10 protein-coding genes and 1 pseudogene are annotated in these 17463 nt (G+C 72.2%); 1 reads left to right on the forward strand and 10 read right to left on the reverse strand.

The features are described 5' to 3' along the window. Positions 1-29: 29 nt before the first annotated feature. The 3 genes from eno to ACSMXW_RS14555 form a co-directional block, all read right to left on the reverse strand. On the reverse strand, positions 30-1319 hold the full coding sequence (eno, locus tag ACSMXW_RS14545) for a phosphopyruvate hydratase (protein ID WP_485806730.1): 1290 nt from the start codon (positions 1317-1319) through the stop codon (positions 30-32). A 262-nt stretch (positions 1320-1581) separates the two neighbouring features. After that, on the reverse strand, positions 1582-2304 hold the full coding sequence (locus tag ACSMXW_RS14550; protein ID WP_485806732.1) for a transglycosylase family protein: 723 nt from the start codon (positions 2302-2304) through the stop codon (positions 1582-1584). Between the two features lie 464 nt (positions 2305-2768). Beyond that, the gene (locus ACSMXW_RS14555) at positions 2769-3854 is read right to left on the reverse strand and encodes a transglycosylase family protein (protein ID WP_485806733.1); all 1086 of its coding nucleotides are present in this window, start codon (positions 3852-3854) and stop codon (positions 2769-2771) included. A 323-nt stretch (positions 3855-4177) separates the two neighbouring features. Between ACSMXW_RS14555 and ACSMXW_RS14560 the strand changes: the two genes are divergently transcribed. Next, a complete protein-coding gene (locus ACSMXW_RS14560) occupies positions 4178-5434 on the forward strand; it encodes a cytochrome P450 family protein (protein ID WP_485806735.1) in 1257 nt (418 codons plus the stop codon). A 154-nt stretch (positions 5435-5588) separates the two neighbouring features. Here ACSMXW_RS14560 and ACSMXW_RS14565 read toward each other — a convergent pair whose 3' ends face one another. The 7 genes and pseudogenes from ACSMXW_RS14565 to ACSMXW_RS14595 form a co-directional block, all read right to left on the reverse strand. Further along, positions 5589-6725, reverse strand: coding sequence for a nucleoside triphosphate pyrophosphohydrolase (locus ACSMXW_RS14565; RefSeq protein ID WP_485808038.1), 1137 nt, complete (start codon positions 6723-6725; stop codon positions 5589-5591). 187 nt (positions 6726-6912) lie between these two features. After that, the gene (locus ACSMXW_RS14570; protein ID WP_485806736.1) at positions 6913-7569 is read right to left on the reverse strand and encodes a SurA N-terminal domain-containing protein; all 657 of its coding nucleotides are present in this window, start codon (positions 7567-7569) and stop codon (positions 6913-6915) included. Positions 7570-7730: 161 nt separating this feature from the next. After that, positions 7731-8240, reverse strand: a pseudogene (locus ACSMXW_RS14575) (hypothetical protein); the annotation flags it as partial. Between the two features lie 139 nt (positions 8241-8379). Further along, on the reverse strand, positions 8380-11940 hold the full coding sequence (gene mfd, locus ACSMXW_RS14580) for a transcription-repair coupling factor (RefSeq protein ID WP_485806737.1): 3561 nt from the start codon (positions 11938-11940) through the stop codon (positions 8380-8382). A gap of 318 nt (positions 11941-12258) precedes the next feature. After that, positions 12259-13050, reverse strand: coding sequence for a S1 family peptidase (locus ACSMXW_RS14585; RefSeq protein ID WP_485806739.1), 792 nt, complete (start codon positions 13048-13050; stop codon positions 12259-12261). Positions 13051-13416: 366 nt separating this feature from the next. Beyond that, positions 13417-15987 (reverse strand): ABC transporter permease, encoded by a 2571-nt coding sequence (locus ACSMXW_RS14590; protein WP_485806740.1) that lies wholly within the window; start codon positions 15985-15987, stop codon positions 13417-13419. Beyond that, on the reverse strand, positions 15984-16802 hold the full coding sequence (locus tag ACSMXW_RS14595; RefSeq protein WP_485806742.1) for an ABC transporter ATP-binding protein: 819 nt from the start codon (positions 16800-16802) through the stop codon (positions 15984-15986). The genes ACSMXW_RS14590 and ACSMXW_RS14595 overlap by 4 nt, the downstream gene beginning before the upstream one ends. Positions 16803-17463: the final 661 nt, after the last annotated feature.

Raw genomic sequence — 17463 nt, forward strand, 5'->3', positions numbered from 1 at the left:
CGTCCCTGCCGACGCGCTGCGCGCCGTTCCTACTCGCTCTCCGGGCGAAATCGCGGGAAGGCGCTGCGCCCCGCGTACACCGCGGCGTCGTCGAGGATCTCCTCGATGCGCAGCAGCTGGTTGTACTTGGCGACGCGCTCGGAGCGGGCCGGGGCGCCGGTCTTGATCTGACCGCAGTTGGTGGCGACGGCCAGGTCGGCGATGGTGACGTCCTCGGTCTCGCCGGAGCGGTGCGACATCATGCACTTGAAGCCGTTGCGCTGGGCAAGCTCGACGGCGTCCAGGGTCTCCGTCAGGGAGCCGATCTGGTTCACCTTGACCAGCAGGGCGTTGGCGGCGCCCTCCTCGATGCCGCGGGCCAGCCGCTCCGGGTTGGTGACGAACAGGTCGTCGCCGACGAGCTGGACCTTCTCGCCGAGCTTCTCGGTGATGGTCTGCCAGCCGGCCCAGTCGTCCTCGAACAGCGGGTCCTCGATGGAGACCAGCGGGTAGGCGGCCACCAGCTCCTCGTAGTACTCCGTCATCTCGGCGGCGGTGCGCTCCTTGCCCTCGAAGAGGTAGACGCCGTCCTTGTAGAACTCGGACGCGGCGACGTCGAGCGCGAGGGCGATCTGCTGGCCGGGGGTGTAGCCGGCCTCCTTGACGGCCTCCAGGATGAGGTCGAGCGCCTCACGGTTGGAGCCGAGGTTCGGCGCGAAACCGCCCTCGTCGCCGAGGCCGGTGGACAGGCCGCGCTCCTTCAGGACCGCCTTCAGCTTGTGGTAGACCTCGGCGCCCCAGCGCAGGGCCTCCGAGAAGGACTCCGCGCCGATCGGGGCGATCATGAACTCCTGGATGTCGACGTTCGAGTCGGCGTGCGAGCCGCCGTTCAGGATGTTCATCATCGGCACCGGCAGCAGGTGCGCGTTCGGGCCGCCCAGGTAGCGGAAGAGGGGGAGGTCGGAGGCCTCGGAGGCGGCGTGCGCGACGGCGAGCGAGACGCCCAGGATGGCGTTGGCGCCGAGGCTCGACTTGTCCGGGGTGGCGTCGAGGTCGAACATCGCCTGGTCGATCAGGCGCTGCTCGGTGGCGTCGTAGCCGACCAGCTCCGGGCCGATCTGCTCGATCACGGCGAGGACGGCCTTCTCGACGCCCTTGCCGCCGTAGCGGCTGGCGTCCTTGTCGCGGAGCTCCAGCGCCTCGAACGCGCCCGTGGAGGCGCCGGAGGGCACGGCGGCGCGGCCGGTGCTGCCGTCGTCGAGGCCGACCTCGACCTCGACGGTGGGGTTGCCTCGGGAGTCCAGGATTTCCCGGGCTACGACGACGTCGATGGACGGCACGAGCATCTCCTTCTGGGATGTGACGCTTGGCTTGTGCGTTTCTTGGGCCTTGCGGCATGAGCCTAACCGGCCGGGGGCCGGCCACCGGCCCCGGCCCGCACGGCGCGCCCCGACAGGGGCAGGCACCGGCCACCGGCCGCGGGGAGCCGGGCGCGCGGTCCCCCGCGCCCCCTCGGGGGTGCCGGAGGCACGAAGAGCCCCGCCCCGGCGCGTCCGGGGGGACGACGCACCGAGGCGGGGCGAACCGGGGAGCCGGGACGGCTCAGTGGAGGTGGAGCTGCTGGCCGGGGTAGATCAGCGACGGGTTGTCGACGATGTCGTCGTTCAGCTTGTACAGCTTGTGCCAGCCGCCCTTGACGTGGTGGTCGTGGGCGATGTCGCTGAGCGTGTCACCCTTCTTGACCTTGTACTCGCCGTCGCCCTTCTTGACCTTCTTGCCGGTCGGCGTGGTCACCGTCTGCCGGTGCTGGGAGCGCGCGGCGTGCTGCGAGCCCCGGCTGACCGGCTTCTCGTCGGCGGTGTTCTGGGTCTGCGGGGAGACGGCGCCCTGCTGGGTCTGGCCGGCGGAGCCCGAGCCCGTGGAGCCCGAGCCACCGCTGTACGCGGTGCTGCTCAGCCCGGTGCCGCAGACCGGCCAGGCGCCCTTGCCCTGCCCTGCGAGGACCTTCTCGGCGACGGCTATCTGCTGGTCCTTGGTGGCCAGGTCGGCGCGCGGCGCGTAGGCGGTGCCGCCGTACGCGGCCCAGGTGGACTGGGTGAACTGAAGGCCGCCGTAGAAGCCGTTACCGGTGTTGATCGACCAGTTGCCACTGGACTCGCACTGGGCGACCTTGTCCCACTCGGAGGCGGTGGCGGCCGAGGCGCTGCCCGCGCTGACCAGCGGGACGGCGACGGCGGCGCCGGCGACACCGGCGATGGCGACGGCACGGGTGGTGCGGTTGAGCGCGGTCGGGCGGCGGTGCCGGCCCTTGCCGGAAAGCAGCATGAAGTGATCCCCTCACCGACGCCTGCGAGGTGAGCTGTCGGGTTCGGGCCGATGGGGTATCCCCCGCTCTCGCGAGCGTGGGGAGGTTTTGCCCGGCCGCGCGGCTTGCGCGCGACTTCACCCCTAGCCGGTCCGCTCCCCGTGCCGCTGCTCGTCCCGTGGTCGTACGGGCCTGCACAGCCGCCCGGTGGGGCCGGCGCTTACCTTGGGTCCCCCGCTCCTGCCTACGGCGCTTCGACGCGACGACTGTTCCCGTACGGACGCCGGCAGGATTCGGCGTGGCGTCCGTCGGTGCCCGCCTGTGGCGAGCGGACATGACGGTAAACAGCTGATGCGCCGGATTTCAAAGTGAACTGGGGTTGGTGAGACCCATCTCTCATTCGAGCAAACCGGACAGAACAGGCCGAACTTCCGCCGTTTTTCGCCCGATTCAGCAGTAAAGATCAAGAAGTTTCGGGAAGAGTTCAGGAAAGATCAAGGGTCTGGCCAGGGAGGATCAGATCCGGATCGGCCCCGACTGTCTTCTTGTTGGCGTCATACAGCGCCGGCCAGCCGCCCTTCACCTCGTGCGACTCGGCGATGTCCCAGAGGTTGTCGCCGGGCCGCACCTTGTACAGGCCCTCGCCGACGCCGCGACCCTCCTCGCCCGCGCCGCGCGAGGCGTGCCGGCCCGCGCCCCGGGAGTCGTCCGCGCCGGCGCTCGTGGACCCCCGGTGCGCCTCGTGCGCGCGGTCGCCGCGGTGCCGGCCGGAACCGTCGGAAGCACCCGCACCGCCGGAGCCGGCAGCCGCCCCCGTCGGCGTGGCACCGTGGCCGCCGCCAGGGGAGCCGTCCTCGCCGGCCGCACCCGACGAGGCCCCAGCACCGGACGAAGAGGATGAACCGGATGCATCGGACGGAGCACCCGTGGACGCACCCGAAGCACCCCCACTCGTACCGGACGAGCCGGACGCTCCAGCCGACCCGGACGAGTCGGACGCCCCGGCCGAGCCGGACGCGCCGGACGCGCCGGATGAAACGGAACTGCCGGACGCGCCGGAGGCACCAGGCCCACCCGACGCACCGGAGGCCCCGGACGCGCCGGACGACTCCCCACCGGAGCCCGTGCTCGCCGACGGAGCCGGGCTCCCGCCGCCGCCGGAGCCCGACGGGTCCTGCGCCGACGAGCCGCCGCCCTTCCCGCCGAGCCCGGTGATGTCGGCACACCCCGGCCACGCCCCGGGACCCCGGTCCGCGAGCACCTTCTCGGCGACGGCGATCTGCTCCGCCCTGCTGGCCTGGTCGGCGCGCGGCGCGTAGTCCAGGCCGCCGTAGAGCACCCACATGTTCTGGGAGAGCTGGAGGCCGCCGTAGTAGCCGTTGCCGGGGTTCGCGCTCCACGAGCCGCCGCTCTCGCAGTCCGCGAGGCGGTTCCACGTGGTGCCGTCCGCGGCGTGCGCGCTCGCCGCGCCGAGCAGCGGGATGGCGATGGCGGAGCCGGTCACTCCTGCCGCGACGACGAGGGCGGGGGCCTGACGGGGGCGACGGTGCCGGCCGTTCCCGGAGAGCATGCGCAAGCCTTTCGCGTGACGGATGCCGCAACAGATGTGACGACGGTGCAAACGAAACGGGTCGTACAGGTGTGGCAGGTGTGACACATGTGACCACGCCTGCCGGTTGACGTGAACGTAGCGGTCTCGAACGCCTGTCACAAGTCGATGCAGCGGAGATCACATCGGTGTCACGTTCCTGACGGGGCATCAGCTTTTCGTGGGGGACGGCACTCCGGCACGCCGGAGCCGATGGTTCCGCCGGCCGCCGAGTACCGCCCGTCTGCCGTGCCCGGTGGCGCACCCGGGGCGGGTGCGCGGCACACACCGGTTACCGTCGGGGCGTGAGAGACGTGCCCCGCCCCGACGCGCCCCCCGAGCTGTTCACCCAGGCCTTCGCCGCGGACCCGTACCCCGCCTACGCCTGGCTGCGCGAGCACGCGCCGGTGCGGTGGACGCGGCTGCCGAGCGGTGTCGAGGCATGGCTGGTGACCCGGTACGCCGACGCCCGCGAGGCACTGGCGGACCCCCGGCTCAGCAAGAACCCGGCGCACCACGCCGAGCCCGCCCACGCCCAGGGCCGCACCGGCATCCCCGGCGAGCGCAAGGCCGAGCTGATGACGCACCTGCTCAACATCGACCCGCCGGACCACACCCGGCTCAGGCGGCTGGTGTCGAAGGCCTTCACGCCGCGCCGGGTCGCCGCCTTCGCACCCCGCGTCCAGGAGCTGACCGACCGCCTCATCGACGGCTTCGCGGGGCGGGGCTCCGCGGACCTCATCCACGAGTTCGCCTTCCCCCTCCCGATCTACGCCATCTGCGACATGCTGGGCGTACCGGCCGAGGACCAGGACGACTTCCGGGACTGGGCCGGGATGATGATCCGGCACGGCGGCGGGCCGCGCGGGGGCGTCGGCAGGGCCGTCAAGAAGATGCGCGGCTACCTCACCGAACTGATCGACCGCAAGCGCTCCGATCTCGGCGAGGACCTGATCTCCGGCCTGATCCGGGCCTCCGACCACGGCGAGCACCTCACCGGGAACGAGGCGGCGGCCATGTGCTTCGTGCTGCTCTTCGCCGGTTTCGAGACCACCGTGAACCTGATCGGCAACGGCACCTACGCGCTGCTCACGCACCCCGCGCAGCGCCGCGCCCTGGCGGGGTCGCTGGCGCGCGGCGAGGCGGACCTGCTGGAGAGCGGCATAGAGGAGCTGCTGCGCTTCGACGGTCCGGTGGAGCTGGCGACCTGGCGCTTCGCCACCCGTCCCCTTCAGATCGGCGGGCAGCGGATCGCCGAGGGCGAGCCGGTGCTCGTGGTGCTGGCGGCCGCCGACCGGGACCCCGAGCGGTTCGCGCGGCCGGACACACTCGACCTCGCTCGGCGCGACAACCCGCACCTCGGGTACGGCCACGGCATCCACTACTGCCTGGGCGCCCCGCTCGCCCGGCTGGAGGGGCGCACCGCGCTCGCGACGCTGCTGCGCCGGCTGCCCGATCTCCGCCTCGCCGCCGACCCGGCGGACCTGCGCTGGCGCGGCGGCCTGATCATGCGCGGCCTCCGGGACCTGCCGGTGTCGTTCACCCCGGCGGGCCCCCGATAGGGGGAGCGCCCGCTACGGGGCGCCTCCCGTACTGGCGCGCCCCGTACGGGCGGGGGGACTGCGCGAGCAGCCACCGGACCACCGGTGGTCCGGCGACGGCGGAAACAGCCCCTTCGGGACGGTGACGGCCTGACGGTCCGCCGGAGCCGCACCCTCACACGGAGTGGGGATGCTCCGGGGCCGCCTCGGCCGCGCGTATCGCGTCCCGGTAGGCGCGGGCGGCGGCCCGCAGGGCCGCCTCCGGGTCGACGCCCTCCCGCTCCGCCCGCACCGCCATGGCGAGCAGCTCGTACCCCACGCCCTCACCGGCCGGCAGCGGCACGGTGAGCCCGGCCGTGCGCACCCGGGACGCCAGCTTCGCGGCCAGTGCCAGCCCCGGCTGGCCCAGCGGGACGCCCTCGGTGACGGAGGTCCGCCGCTTCTCCTCGGCCTTGGTGCGCAGCCAGTGCCGCCTGACGTCCTCGGGGGTCTCCGCGGTGTCGTCGCCGAAGACGTGCGGATGCCGGCGGATCAGCTTGGCGACGATGCCGGCCGCGACGTCGTCGATGGAGAACGCCCCTCCCGCGCCGTCCGGCCCCTTCTCCTCGTCCTCCTCATCCTCTTCGTCCTCCCCGCTGTCCCCGTTGCCCCTGTTGCCCCCGTTGACCCCGTTGCCCTCGTTATCCTCGTCGTCCACACCCCGGGCGCCGGCGGCGTCCACCGGGACACCCTCCTCGGCGATCCGGGCGTGGAAGACGACCTGGAGGAGCACATCGCCCAGTTCCTCGCGCAGCTCGTCGCGGTCGCCGTCCTCGATGGCCTCTACCAGCTCGTACGCCTCCTCGATGGCGTACTTCGCCAGGCCCTGGTGGGTCTGGCGCGAGGACCAGGGGCACTCGCTGCGGATCCGGTCCATCACCTGGACGAGGTCGAGCAGCCGCGCGCCGGGGAGGTCGTACGAGGCGGGCAGCAGCTCCAGGTCGGGCATGCGGGTCCGGCCGGAGCCGGCCAGCCGGGCGAGGCCGTCGGTCAGCCGCGGGTCTCCCTCGCCGGTGGCGACGACGACCACGGTGGCGCCGCCGGCGCAGGCGTCCACCAGCTCCCGGGCGGTGGGCGAGGCGTGCTCGACGGTGACACCCGCGTCACGCAGGTAGGGCAGCTGCGGGTGGGCCGGGTCGGCGCACAGCACCCGCTCGGCGGTGCGCAGCACCTGCCAGGCGGGCCAGGACAGCAGCCCCGGTGCCACCCGGTGACTGGTGGTGAGCAGAACGATACGGCCGGGGGAAGTGTTCACGCCTCGAACGTAACCCAGCCACCCGTTGTGGGGGCCGCGCCTCGATAGGGGCGCGGGTAACCGCGCGCGCAACCCGTCGCCAGCCGGTGGTCCGGACACGACAGAGACAGCCCCTCCGGGCCGGTGACGACCTGCGGTCTCGTCGTAGCCTGTCGCGCAGTTCCCCGCGCCTCTACAGGGGCGCGCCCCCACAGGGGCGCAGCCCCTAGACCTGCTGCTGCGGGGAACCGACTTCCCGCAGCCACGGCAGCTTCGCGTCCACGCGACTGCTCTTCCGCACGTCCCACGTCCCGTACCGCGGGTTCACATCGATGTGCATCGCCTCGGACGTCTTGGAGAGGTGCTGCCAGAGCGCGGCCTGGCCGTCCGGCGAGCTCATGTTGATGCCGAGCTTCCGGGCCAGCTTCTGGGCCTCCAGCTCGGTGCGCAGGCTCTCGTCGAGGTACGCGGGGGCCACCGCGTACTGTTCGAGCCAGCCCGTCTCCAGTGCCTTCGCGCCGCCCGCCTGGCGCTCCAGGCCGTCCCGCATCTCCTGCACCTCCCGGCGGCCCGCCGCGACCCCGGCGTCCTCCGCCGCCTTGTGCAGCACCTTGTCGAGCACCATCGTCTGCAGGGTGTTCCGGGTGAGACCGCCGGTCTTGCCGACCACCTGCTCGTACTGCACGTCGTCCTTCACGGCCGACCTGAGGGCGCCCCGGACCTCGTTGACCCTGCCCTCCAGCTGGGAGACCGTGATCCGCCGGCCGTCGACGACGGCCGCCGTGCCGGGGTGCGTGTCGTTCCCGCAGCCGGTCAGGAGGGGCGCGGCGGCGAGCAGTGCGGCGGAGGAGACGAGAAGCGCAGTGCGACGGCGGCGGTGCAAAGGAACCTCCCGAGGAGATTGTGCAACGGAGCACAAGCTTGCGGTGATCGATGCTATGCAGTCCCGGTGGCGGGGGCCACCGATTCGGCGGACTGAATCGACCAACGATTCGGGGCCAGTCGGGGCACTCCCGCCCCAACCGCCCGTACCGCGGCCCGTGGCTACGCCCGTACCTGCCCCAGCCACTGGAGCGTGCGCTGGATCTCCGCGGTGAACGGGTGGCCGGGGCCGTGCCGGAGCCGGGCGTCGTGCAGGAGCTTGCCCAGGGTGTCGTGGGCGGCGGCCTGGTCGCCGAGGGCGAGCAGGAGATGGCCGATGCGGCGCCTGATGTCGAGCGCGGTGGACGGCTCGCCCACCCCGTCCACCGGGGCGCCCTGCGCATAGGGGTTGGCCGGATAGGGCGGGTCCGGGACGTAGCCGGGCGCCGGCTCGCGCGAGTCCCGCCGGTGCTCGTGGTACGGCAGCAGGGCGCGGTACTCGGCGAGGGCCGCCGCCGGCTCGCCGAGCTGCTCCAGGCACTGGGCGGCCTCGTAGCGGAACCGCAGCGACTCCTCGTCGCCCACGCCGCCCTCCGCGGCCCGCTCCTCGGCGAGCCTGCGCAGCTCCGGCAGGGCGCGCCGGTACTGGCCGTCGTCCATCAGCATGGCGGCGTAGTGCCTGCGGAGGGTGCGGGCGCCGCTCCCCGGTGTGCCGCGCGAGGTGGTCGGCGAGGTCGGCGCCGGCCGCGTACTGCATCACCAGGTACAGCTCGTCGCCCTCGCTGCCCGCGTCGTGCACGGTCACCAGGCAGGGGTGGTCCACCGCCGCCGCTTACGACCCGAGGACCGACGTCAGGAACTCGCCCGTCCACGACAGCAGTTCCCGCCCGGTCAGCGGCCGGCCGCCCACCTTCGCGGTCTTCGGACGGGGCACGAGGAGCTGGCGGGCGGCGGCCTTGACGACCGTGCCCGGGTAGAGGCGCTTCAGGCGCAGCTCCTGGGACTCGCGCAGCTCCTCCGGGGCCGGCGCGAAGCGGATGGAGTTGCCCTGGAGCACGATCTCGGCCACGCCGCACGCACGCGCCAGCATCCGCAGGCCCGCGACCAGGAGGAGGTTCTCCACCGGCTCCGGCAGCTTGCCGTAGCGGTCGGTGAGCTCCTCGCGGACCGCCTTGATGTCGTCCTCCGCATTGGCGGAGGCGATGGCCCGGTACGCCTGGAGGCGCAGCCGCTCGCCGGGCGCGTAGTCGTGCGGGACGTGCGCGTCGACCGGAAGCTCGATCTTGACCTCGAGCGGCGGCTCCTCCGGGGCCTCGCCGCCCTCGATGGAGGCGCGGTAGTCCGCGACCGCCTCGCCGACCATGCGCACGTACAGGTCGAAGCCGACGCCCGCGATGTGGCCGGACTGCTCGCCGCCGAGGAGGTTGCCCGCACCGCGGATCTCCAGGTCCTTCATCGCCACGTACATGCCCGCGCCCATCTCCGTGTGCTGCGCGATGGTGGCGAGGCGTTCGTGGGCGGTCTCCGTGAGGGGCTTCTCCGGTGGGTAGAGGAAGTAGGCGTAGCCGCGCTCGCGGCCCCGGCCGACCCGGCCGCGGAGCTGGTGGAGCTGGCTCAGGCCGAAGTTGTCGCCGCGCTCCACGATGAGGGTGTTGGCGTTGGAGATGTCGATGCCGGACTCGACGATCGTCGTCGACACCAGGACGTCGAACTTCTTCTCCCAGAAGTCGACCACCACCTGCTCCAGCGCCTGCTCCGACATCTGGCCGTGCGCGGTGGCGATCCGGGCCTCGGGGACGATCTCCCGCAGCCGGGCGGCGGCGCGGTCGATGGACTCGACCCGGTTGTGGATGTAGAAGACCTGGCCCTCGCGGAGCAGCTCGCGGCGGATCGCGGCGCCGATCTGCTTCTCCTCGTAGGGCCCGACGAACGTGAGCACCGGGTGCCGCTCCTCCGGCGGCGTGGTGATCGTGGACATCTCCCGGATGCCCGTCACCGCCATCTCCAGCGTCCGCGGGATGGGGGTGGCGGACATGGTCAGCACGTCGACGTTGGCACGCAGCTTCTTCAGCTGCTCCTTGTGCTCGACGCCGAACCGCTGCTCCTCGTCGACGATGACGAGGCCGAGGTCCTTGAACCTGGTCTCCGACGAGAACAGCCGGTGGGTGCCGATGACGATGTCCACCGAGCCGTCCCGCATGCCCTCCAGCACGGCCTTGGCCTCGGTGTCGGTCTGGAAGCGGGAGAGCGCTTTCACGGAGACCGGGAACTGCGCGTACCGCTCCGAGAACGTGCTGAAGTGCTGCTGCACCAGCAGGGTGGTGGGCACCAGCACGGCGACCTGCTTGCCGTCCTGCACCGCCTTGAAGGCGGCGCGCACCGCGATCTCCGTCTTGCCGTAGCCGACGTCGCCGCAGATCAGGCGGTCCATCGGGACCGTCTTCTCCATGTCCTCCTTGACCTCGGCGATGGTGGTGAGCTGGTCGGGCGTCTCCGCGTACGGGAAGGCGTCCTCCAGCTCGCGCTGCCAGGGGGTGTCCGGCGAGAAGCCGTACCCGGGCGCGGCCATCCGGGCCGAGTAGAGCCTGATCAGGTCCGCGGCGATCTCCTTGACGGCCTTCTTCGCGCGGGCCTTGGTCTTCGTCCAGTCGGCGCCGCCGAGGCGGTGCAGCGTGGGGGCCTCGCCGCCGACGTACTTGGTGATCTGCTCCAGCTGGTCGGTGGGGATGTAGAGCCGGTCCCCGGGCTGGCCGCGCTTGGCGGGCGCGTACTCGACGACCAGGTACTCGCGGGTGGCGCCCTGCACGGTGCGCTGCACCATCTCGATGTAGCGGCCCACGCCGTGCTGCTCGTGGACGATGTAGTCGCCGGACTCCAGGGTGAGCGGGTCGATGGTCTTGCGGCGCCGCGCGGGCATCCGGGCGCCGTCCCGTCCCGACGCCTTCTGCCCCGACAGGTCGGTCTCGGTGAGCACGGCGAGGCGCTGCGCCGGGTCGACGAAGCCGTGGTCGATCGACCCGCAGGAGACGTGCACCACGGACGGGGTGAGCGTGCCGAGGTCGGTGTCGAGGCGGGCCGCGATGCCCTCGCCGCCGAGCACCTCCACGGTGCGCGCGGCGGTGCCGTGGCCCTCGGTGACGAAGACGGTGCGCCAGCCGTCGGCGAGCCACTGCTTGGTGTCGGCGAGGGCGCGGGCCGTGTCGCCGCGGTAGGTCTCCGGGGCGTGCATGCCGAGCTTGAGGGTGTCCGACGACTCGTCGGCGTACTCCTCGGCGAGCGCCTCGTCGCCGGCGAACGGCGAGATGGACCACCACATCATGCCCAGCTCCCGGGCCCGCTCGCGGACGTCCGCGATGGACCACAGGGACGCCGCGTCGACGTCGATCGGCGCCTCTCCCCCGCCCGCGCTCGCCGCCCACGACGCCTGGAGGAACTCCTGGCTGGTGGCCACCAGGTCGGCGGCCCGGGTGCGCACCCGCTCCGGGTCGCACACCACGGCCATGCTGCGCGCCGGCAGCACGTCGAGCAGCAGCTCCATGTCGTCGACGAGGGCCGGGGCGAGGGACTCCATGCCCTCCACGGCGATCCCCTCGGCGATCTTGCCGAGCAGTTCGCCCAGCTCGGGGTGGGCCTCGGCGAGCTCGGCGGCGCGGGCCCGCACCTCGTCGGTGAGCAGCAGCTCCCGGCAGGGCGGCGCCCACAGGCCGTGCTCGGCGACCTCCAGGGAGCGCTGGTCGGCGACCTTGAAGTAGCGGACCTCCTCGACGTCGTCGCCCCAGAACTCGATGCGCAGGGGGTGTTCCTCGGTGGGCGGGAACACGTCGAGGATGCCGCCGCGTACCGCGAACTCGCCGCGCTTCTCGACCAGCTCCACACGCGCGTAGGCGGCCGCGGCGAGCGCGTCGACGGTCTCTTCCAGGTCGGCACGCATGCCGGTGCGCAGCGCTACGGGCTCCAGGTCGCCCAGGCCCCTGACCTGCGGCTGGAGCACGGACCGCACGGGGGCCACGATCACGGACACCGGGCCGGTCTCGGGGTCGTCCGCGCTGGGGTGGGCGAGGCGGCGCAGCACCGCGAGGCGGCGGCCGACCGTGTCGGAGCGGGGGGAGAGCCGCTCGTGCGGCAGCGTCTCCCACGAGGGGTACTCCACGACACCGTCCGGCGGCAGCAGGCTGCGCAGCGCGGCGGCCAGGTCCTCGGCCTCGCGGCCGGTCGCGGTCACGGCCAGCACGGGGCGCCCGGTCTCACGGGCCAGCGCCGCCACCGTGAAGGGGCGGGCGGCGGGCGGGCCGACCAGGTCGATGTGCATCCGGTGACCGTCGGTGGCCGCGGTGACCGCTTCCGCCAGGGCCGCGTCCTTGACGACGGCGTCGAGCAGGCCGTGCAGGCTCATGAACAGGGTTTCCGTCCGGTGGGCAGCGCGAACGCCCGCCCCACGGTGCGCCGGGCGGGCCGGAACCTCCAGCCTACGACTCCTCGGGCCCCCTCTGCGCTGCCCGAGGCCCGGGGGCGCGGAGCTGCCCGCGCCCCGGGAGGGCGCGGGGCTGGGCCGGGGCGCCTCTGGGGGACGCCCCCGCGCCCGCAAGGCAGGGGAACCCTTGATGCAGTGGGGGGCTCCCCCGCGCGGGCACGATCAAGCCTCACCGGCGGGCGGCCGGGCACGAGACCGCGAAAGGGGCCCAGCCGGCCCCGACAGGGGGCTGGTGTCCTGTCAGGCTGCGTCGGCGGCGGCGCCGGCCCCGACCCGGGCGCCGGCGGCCTCGGTCGGGATGACGCGCGAGAGGCCCTCGGAGGCGAGCAGGTCCCTGAACGGTTTCCAGATGGTCGGGTCCGAGAGGTTGGTGAAGAGCCCCGGGCAGGTGTTGGTGTCTCCGGTCACGAGACCGTAGACGACGGCCTTGCCGGAAGAGGCCGTGTCGAACAGCGGGCCTCCGCTGTCGCCGGGCGCCACCCGCGACTCAGCGGTGCCCGCGCAGATGAACTCCTTGTCCCAGACGCCTCCCTCGGTGTCGAACGTGGTGACGGGAAGCGTCGCTTCCCGCAGGCGTGACGGCTTCCGCGGATCGGCGAGGTCCGTACGCCCCCAGCCGGCGGCTTGCAGGAGACGGCCCTCCCGCAGCTTCGTTCCCAAGTGGGGGAGGGCCGCGCTCGCCTGGTCGACGGGGCTGTCGAGCACGATGAGGCCCAGGTCCGTGTTGGTCTGTGTCGAGAAATCGGGGTCGCTGTGGACGGAGAAGTGATCATCGGTCACCACCGTCCCTTCGGTGGTACTCGAATCGGCCCGCCCCAGCACAAGCCGGATCTTGACTTCGCCCTTCTCGGCCCACTCGGCACAGTGCGCCGCCGTGGCGACGACCCGGCTGTCGATGAGCGCCGCACCGCAGTAGTGCGACCACGTCCCGTCGTCACCCTGTTGTTCGATCTGCACGACGAAGGGCCGCGCGCCGTTCGCGACCGGCTCTCCGCCGATGATCGCAGAGGCGGAGGGCGTGGCGGTCAACACGATCCCCAACGCTCCGGCACTCGCAAGGGCCGTGACCGTGCGTCGGCTTATTGACGTGCGCAAGAGGCACTCGCTTTCGTCTGCCACCGGGCACCGCCCCGGCGGGATTCCGCGCGGGACGGCACCCGACCGTCCCGCTCCGGCCCCGATCCTGGGCCCGGCGGCCCTCCGACCGGCCTCCACCACGTATCAGGCGCGTCTCGGTATCCGCTCAGACGCGTAGCGGCAACGCCGCTGCCCGCACGGCCGGATCAGCGGTTGTGCCGGGCAGCGGCCATCGCACCTGGGGCGGCCCCCACGCAGGGCGGGGCGAACCGTGGCGCGGCGAGGGTCAGGCTCGGGGGTGTACGCCTGGCCGCCGGAGACCTACTCCGTCGCGATCGCCCCCAGTACGTTCATCCGGCCTGCCCGGAAGGCCGGGATCAGGGCCGCGAAGAGGCCCACGAAGGCCGAGGCGATGAAGACCGTGGTGATCGTCGGCCAGGGGATCTGGAGGGTGCGCAGGCCCTCCAGGGCCAGCAGTTTCTGGGCCGTGGCGCCCCAGCCCATGCCGAGGCCCAGGCCGAGCAGCGCGCCGAAGAGGGCGATCACCACCGACTCCAGGCGGATCATGCGGCGGAGCTGGCGGCGGGAGAGGCCGATGGCGCGCATCAGGCCTATCTCCCGGGTGCGCTCCACCACCGACAGCGCCAGCGTGTTCACCACACCCAGCACGGCGACGATGATCGCCAGGGCCAGCAGGGCGTAGACCAGGTTGAGGAGCTGGCCTATCTGGTCCTTGAGCTGCTGCTTGAAGTCGGTCTGGTTCTGCACCTTGTACTGCGGATAGGGCGCGAGGGACCGCTTGAGGGCGGCGTAGGCCTGCTTCTCCTGGCCGTCCTTGGCGGCGCCGAACATGATGATGTTCTGCGGCATCCTGTCGGCCGGGAGGTACTGCCGGGCCGTCGCGATGTTCAGGTACATGGCGCCCTGGTCGATCGTGGTGTCGTCGGAGGTGATCGCCGCGACCCTGAGCCTGGCCGTGCTCCCGCCGGTGAAGGCGACGGTGATGCGGTCGCCGACCTTGATGTGATTGCGGTCGGCGTAGCCCGAGCCGACGGACATGGCGTCCTTGCCGTAGGCCGCGGCGAGGTCGCCCCCGGTGGTCTTGCGGCGCAGGTCCTGCGCGTACGTCGGGTCGGTGGCCACCACTTCCTCGTTCTCCGATGCGCCGTCGGGCGCGGTGAGCCTGGCGGGGACGCCCATGTAGTGGGTGACGTGCGCGAGGCCCGGTGTGGTCTCCACGGCCTTCGCGGCCTGCGGGACGATCGCCTGGCCGGTGCTGGACTGCACGATGAAGTCGGCACCGACGGACTTGTCCAGTTCCTCGGTGGCCGAGGCGACCATGGACGAGCCGACCACGGAGAGGCAGGCGACCAGCGCGAGGCCGATCATCAGCGCCGCGCCCGTGGCCCCGGTGCGCCGCGGGTTGCGGAGCGCGTTCCGCTCGGCCATCCGGCCCACGGGACCGAACAGCCGCAGGATCACGACGCTGATCACCCGGACCACCCCGCCCGCGAGCAGCGGGCCGACGACGATGAACCCGATCAGCGAGAGCACCACGCCGAGGCCCAGCCACAGCGAGCCCTGCGCCGCCTTCTCCGCCACCGCCGCGGCGTACAGCGCGGCGCCGCCCGCGGCGGTGAGGACCACGCCCACGATGCCGCGCACCACACCGGCCCGGCCGTCCGACGCGATGCCGGCGTCCCGCAGCGCCGCCATCGGCGAGACCTTCCCGGCGCGGCGGGCCGGCAGGTAGGCCGCCAGGACGGTGACGATGATGCCGAGCAGCAGACCGGCGGCGGGGGTGGTCCACTTGACCGTGAGGTCCGCCGTGGACAGTTCCATGCCGAGGCCGGCCATCAGCTTCATCAGGCCCACGGCGAGACCGACACCGGCGCCCACGCCGAGCACCGAGCCGAACACGCCCAGCAGCACGGCCTCCACCAGCACCGAGCGGTTGACCTGCTTGCGGGAGGAGCCGATGGCGCGCATCAGGCCTATTTCACGGGTGCGCTGGGCCACCAGCATGGAGAAGGTGTTGATGATCAGGAAGATGCCGACCAGGAAGGCGATCCCCGCGAAACCGAGCATCGCGTACTTCATCACGTCGAGGAAGGAGCCGACGTCCTTGCGGTTCTGGTCGGCGGTCTCCGCCTGCGTCTTCACGCTCAACGAGGAGCCGAGCGCCGCGCTGACGTTCCTCTTCAGCCGGTCGTTGCTGACGCCCTTGTCCGCCACCAGGTCGATCTGGGTGAAGCGGCCGGTGGTGCCCAGCAGCGCACGCTGCGCGGTGGGGGTGTCGAAGTAGACGATCGCCGCGCCGGGGTTGGTCACCTTGAAGGTGGCTATGCCGGAGATCCTGGCGGTGAGGTCGCCGGTGGCGCTGATGGTGCGCAGGCTGTCGCCCAGCTTGAGATGGTGCTTGTCCGCCGTGTCGGCGTCGACCATCACCTCTGAGGGGCCCTTCGGGGCGTGGCCCGAGGTGATCTGCATGGAACGCAGGTCGTTGTGCGTCCAGTTGCCGGCGATGGTGGGGGCGCCGGTGTCGGAGCCCATGTTCTTGTTGTGCGCGTCGACGACGGTGACCTTCTCGCTGCCCACTGAGCCCTCGGCGGACTTCACGCCGTCCACCGCGCGCACCTTCGCCAGGAGGGCGGACGGCAGCGACTGAGGCCGGCCGTTGTCCGACTGCGGGCGGTCCTTGCCGGTCTTGGGGGCGACCGTGACATCCGCGGACGTCACGGCGAAGAGCTTGTCGAACGTGGTGTTCATGGTGTCCGTGAACACCAGGGTGCCGCAGACGAAGGCCACGGAGAGCAGGACGGCGACGGCGGAGAGCGCCATGCGGCCCTTGTGCGCGAAGAAGTTGCGCATCGAGGTCTTCAGGACGGTCATGACCGGTGCCCCCGGGCGTCGGAGCGCGCGGCACGGGGCTGCTCGCCGGAGAAGCGCAGCATGCGCTCCAGGACCTGGTCCGCGGTGGGGTTGTGGGTCTCGTCCACGATCCGGCCGTCCGCCAGGTAGAGGACGCGGTCGGCGTAGGCGGCGGCGACCGGGTCGTGGGTGACCATCACGATGGTCTGGCCGAGCTCGTCGACCGACCGGCGCAGGAAGCCGAGGATCTCGGCACCGGCGCGGGAGTCCAGGTTCCCGGTGGGCTCGTCGCCGAAGATGATCTCCGGGCGGGCCGCCAGGGCGCGGGCCACCGCTACGCGCTGCTGCTGGCCGCCGGAGAGCTCGCTGGGGCGGTGCTTCAGACGGCCGGCCAGGCCGACCGTCTCCACCACGCGGTCCAGCCACGCGCGGTCCGGCTTGCGGCCGGCTATGTCCATGGGGAGTGTGATGTTCTCCAGGGCATTGAGCGTGGGCAGGAGGTTGAACGCCTGGAAGATGAAGCCGATCCTGTCCCGCCGCAACTTGGTGAGCTTCTTGTCCTTCAGGCCCGTGATCTCGGTCTCGTCCAGGAAGATCTGGCCGGACGTCACCGTGTCCAGTCCGGCGAGGCAGTGCATCAGCGTGGACTTGCCGGACCCGGAGGGGCCCATGATCGCGGTGAACCTGCCTCGCGCGATGTCCACGTCGACGCTGTCCAGCGCGAGGACGCGGGTCTCGCCGGCGCCGTACGCCTTGACGACCTGCCGGGCACGGGCGGCTGCGACCGTACGCCCTCCGGCTTCCCCGTGCCTGGGAATGGTTACAGCCGTTGTCACGCTAAGTCTCCTATGTCGGGCACCTGTCGGGTAGGCCGATCGGTGCGGTGCGTCCGAGAGGGTGTCGTTGAAGTCGCGCGATGAAGCGCGCGATGAGGGTGTGCGATGAGGGTGTGCGATGAGAGATGTTCGATGAGGGGTGTGATGCGGGCCGTGAGGGGCGGCCGACAGCCGTGCTTCGCTCTGCGCTTCAGTCTGCGGTGTCGGCACGCCCCGCCGCGCTGAGGCTCAGCGCAGTCTTTTCCTGGGGAAAACCCCACCCCCCGCGCTGTGGTGCCACGCAGTGCCGGCGGCCGGCCGGTACGACGCCCGGCGCTTCCGGCACCCCGTCGGTCCCCCGGCCTCCGCGGCCGCCGGTCCGCCCGGTCCGTCGTACACAGCAAGGCTAGGCGGCGGCCCCGCTCCGCCTCCTCGTTCCCCGGTACGAACCTGCCCCGGTACGGAGTACGGAGGATCCCCTAGGGGCTCTCCATCCCCCGGAGGAGGGGTTCTCAGGGTCGGCTCCACCCTGCTGCGCATGCAGCCTCCACCCTCCCACCGCGTGAGCGCCGAGGGGACGGCCGCGACCGTTCCGGGGCACCCGGCCCCACCTGCATGGACGGACGGAACGGGCGAGATCCGGGCCGGGTCCGGGCGGGGCGCGGCTGAGGTGTGGACGGGT

The sequence above is a fragment of the Streptomyces sp. DSM 116793 genome (assembly GCF_057320905.1).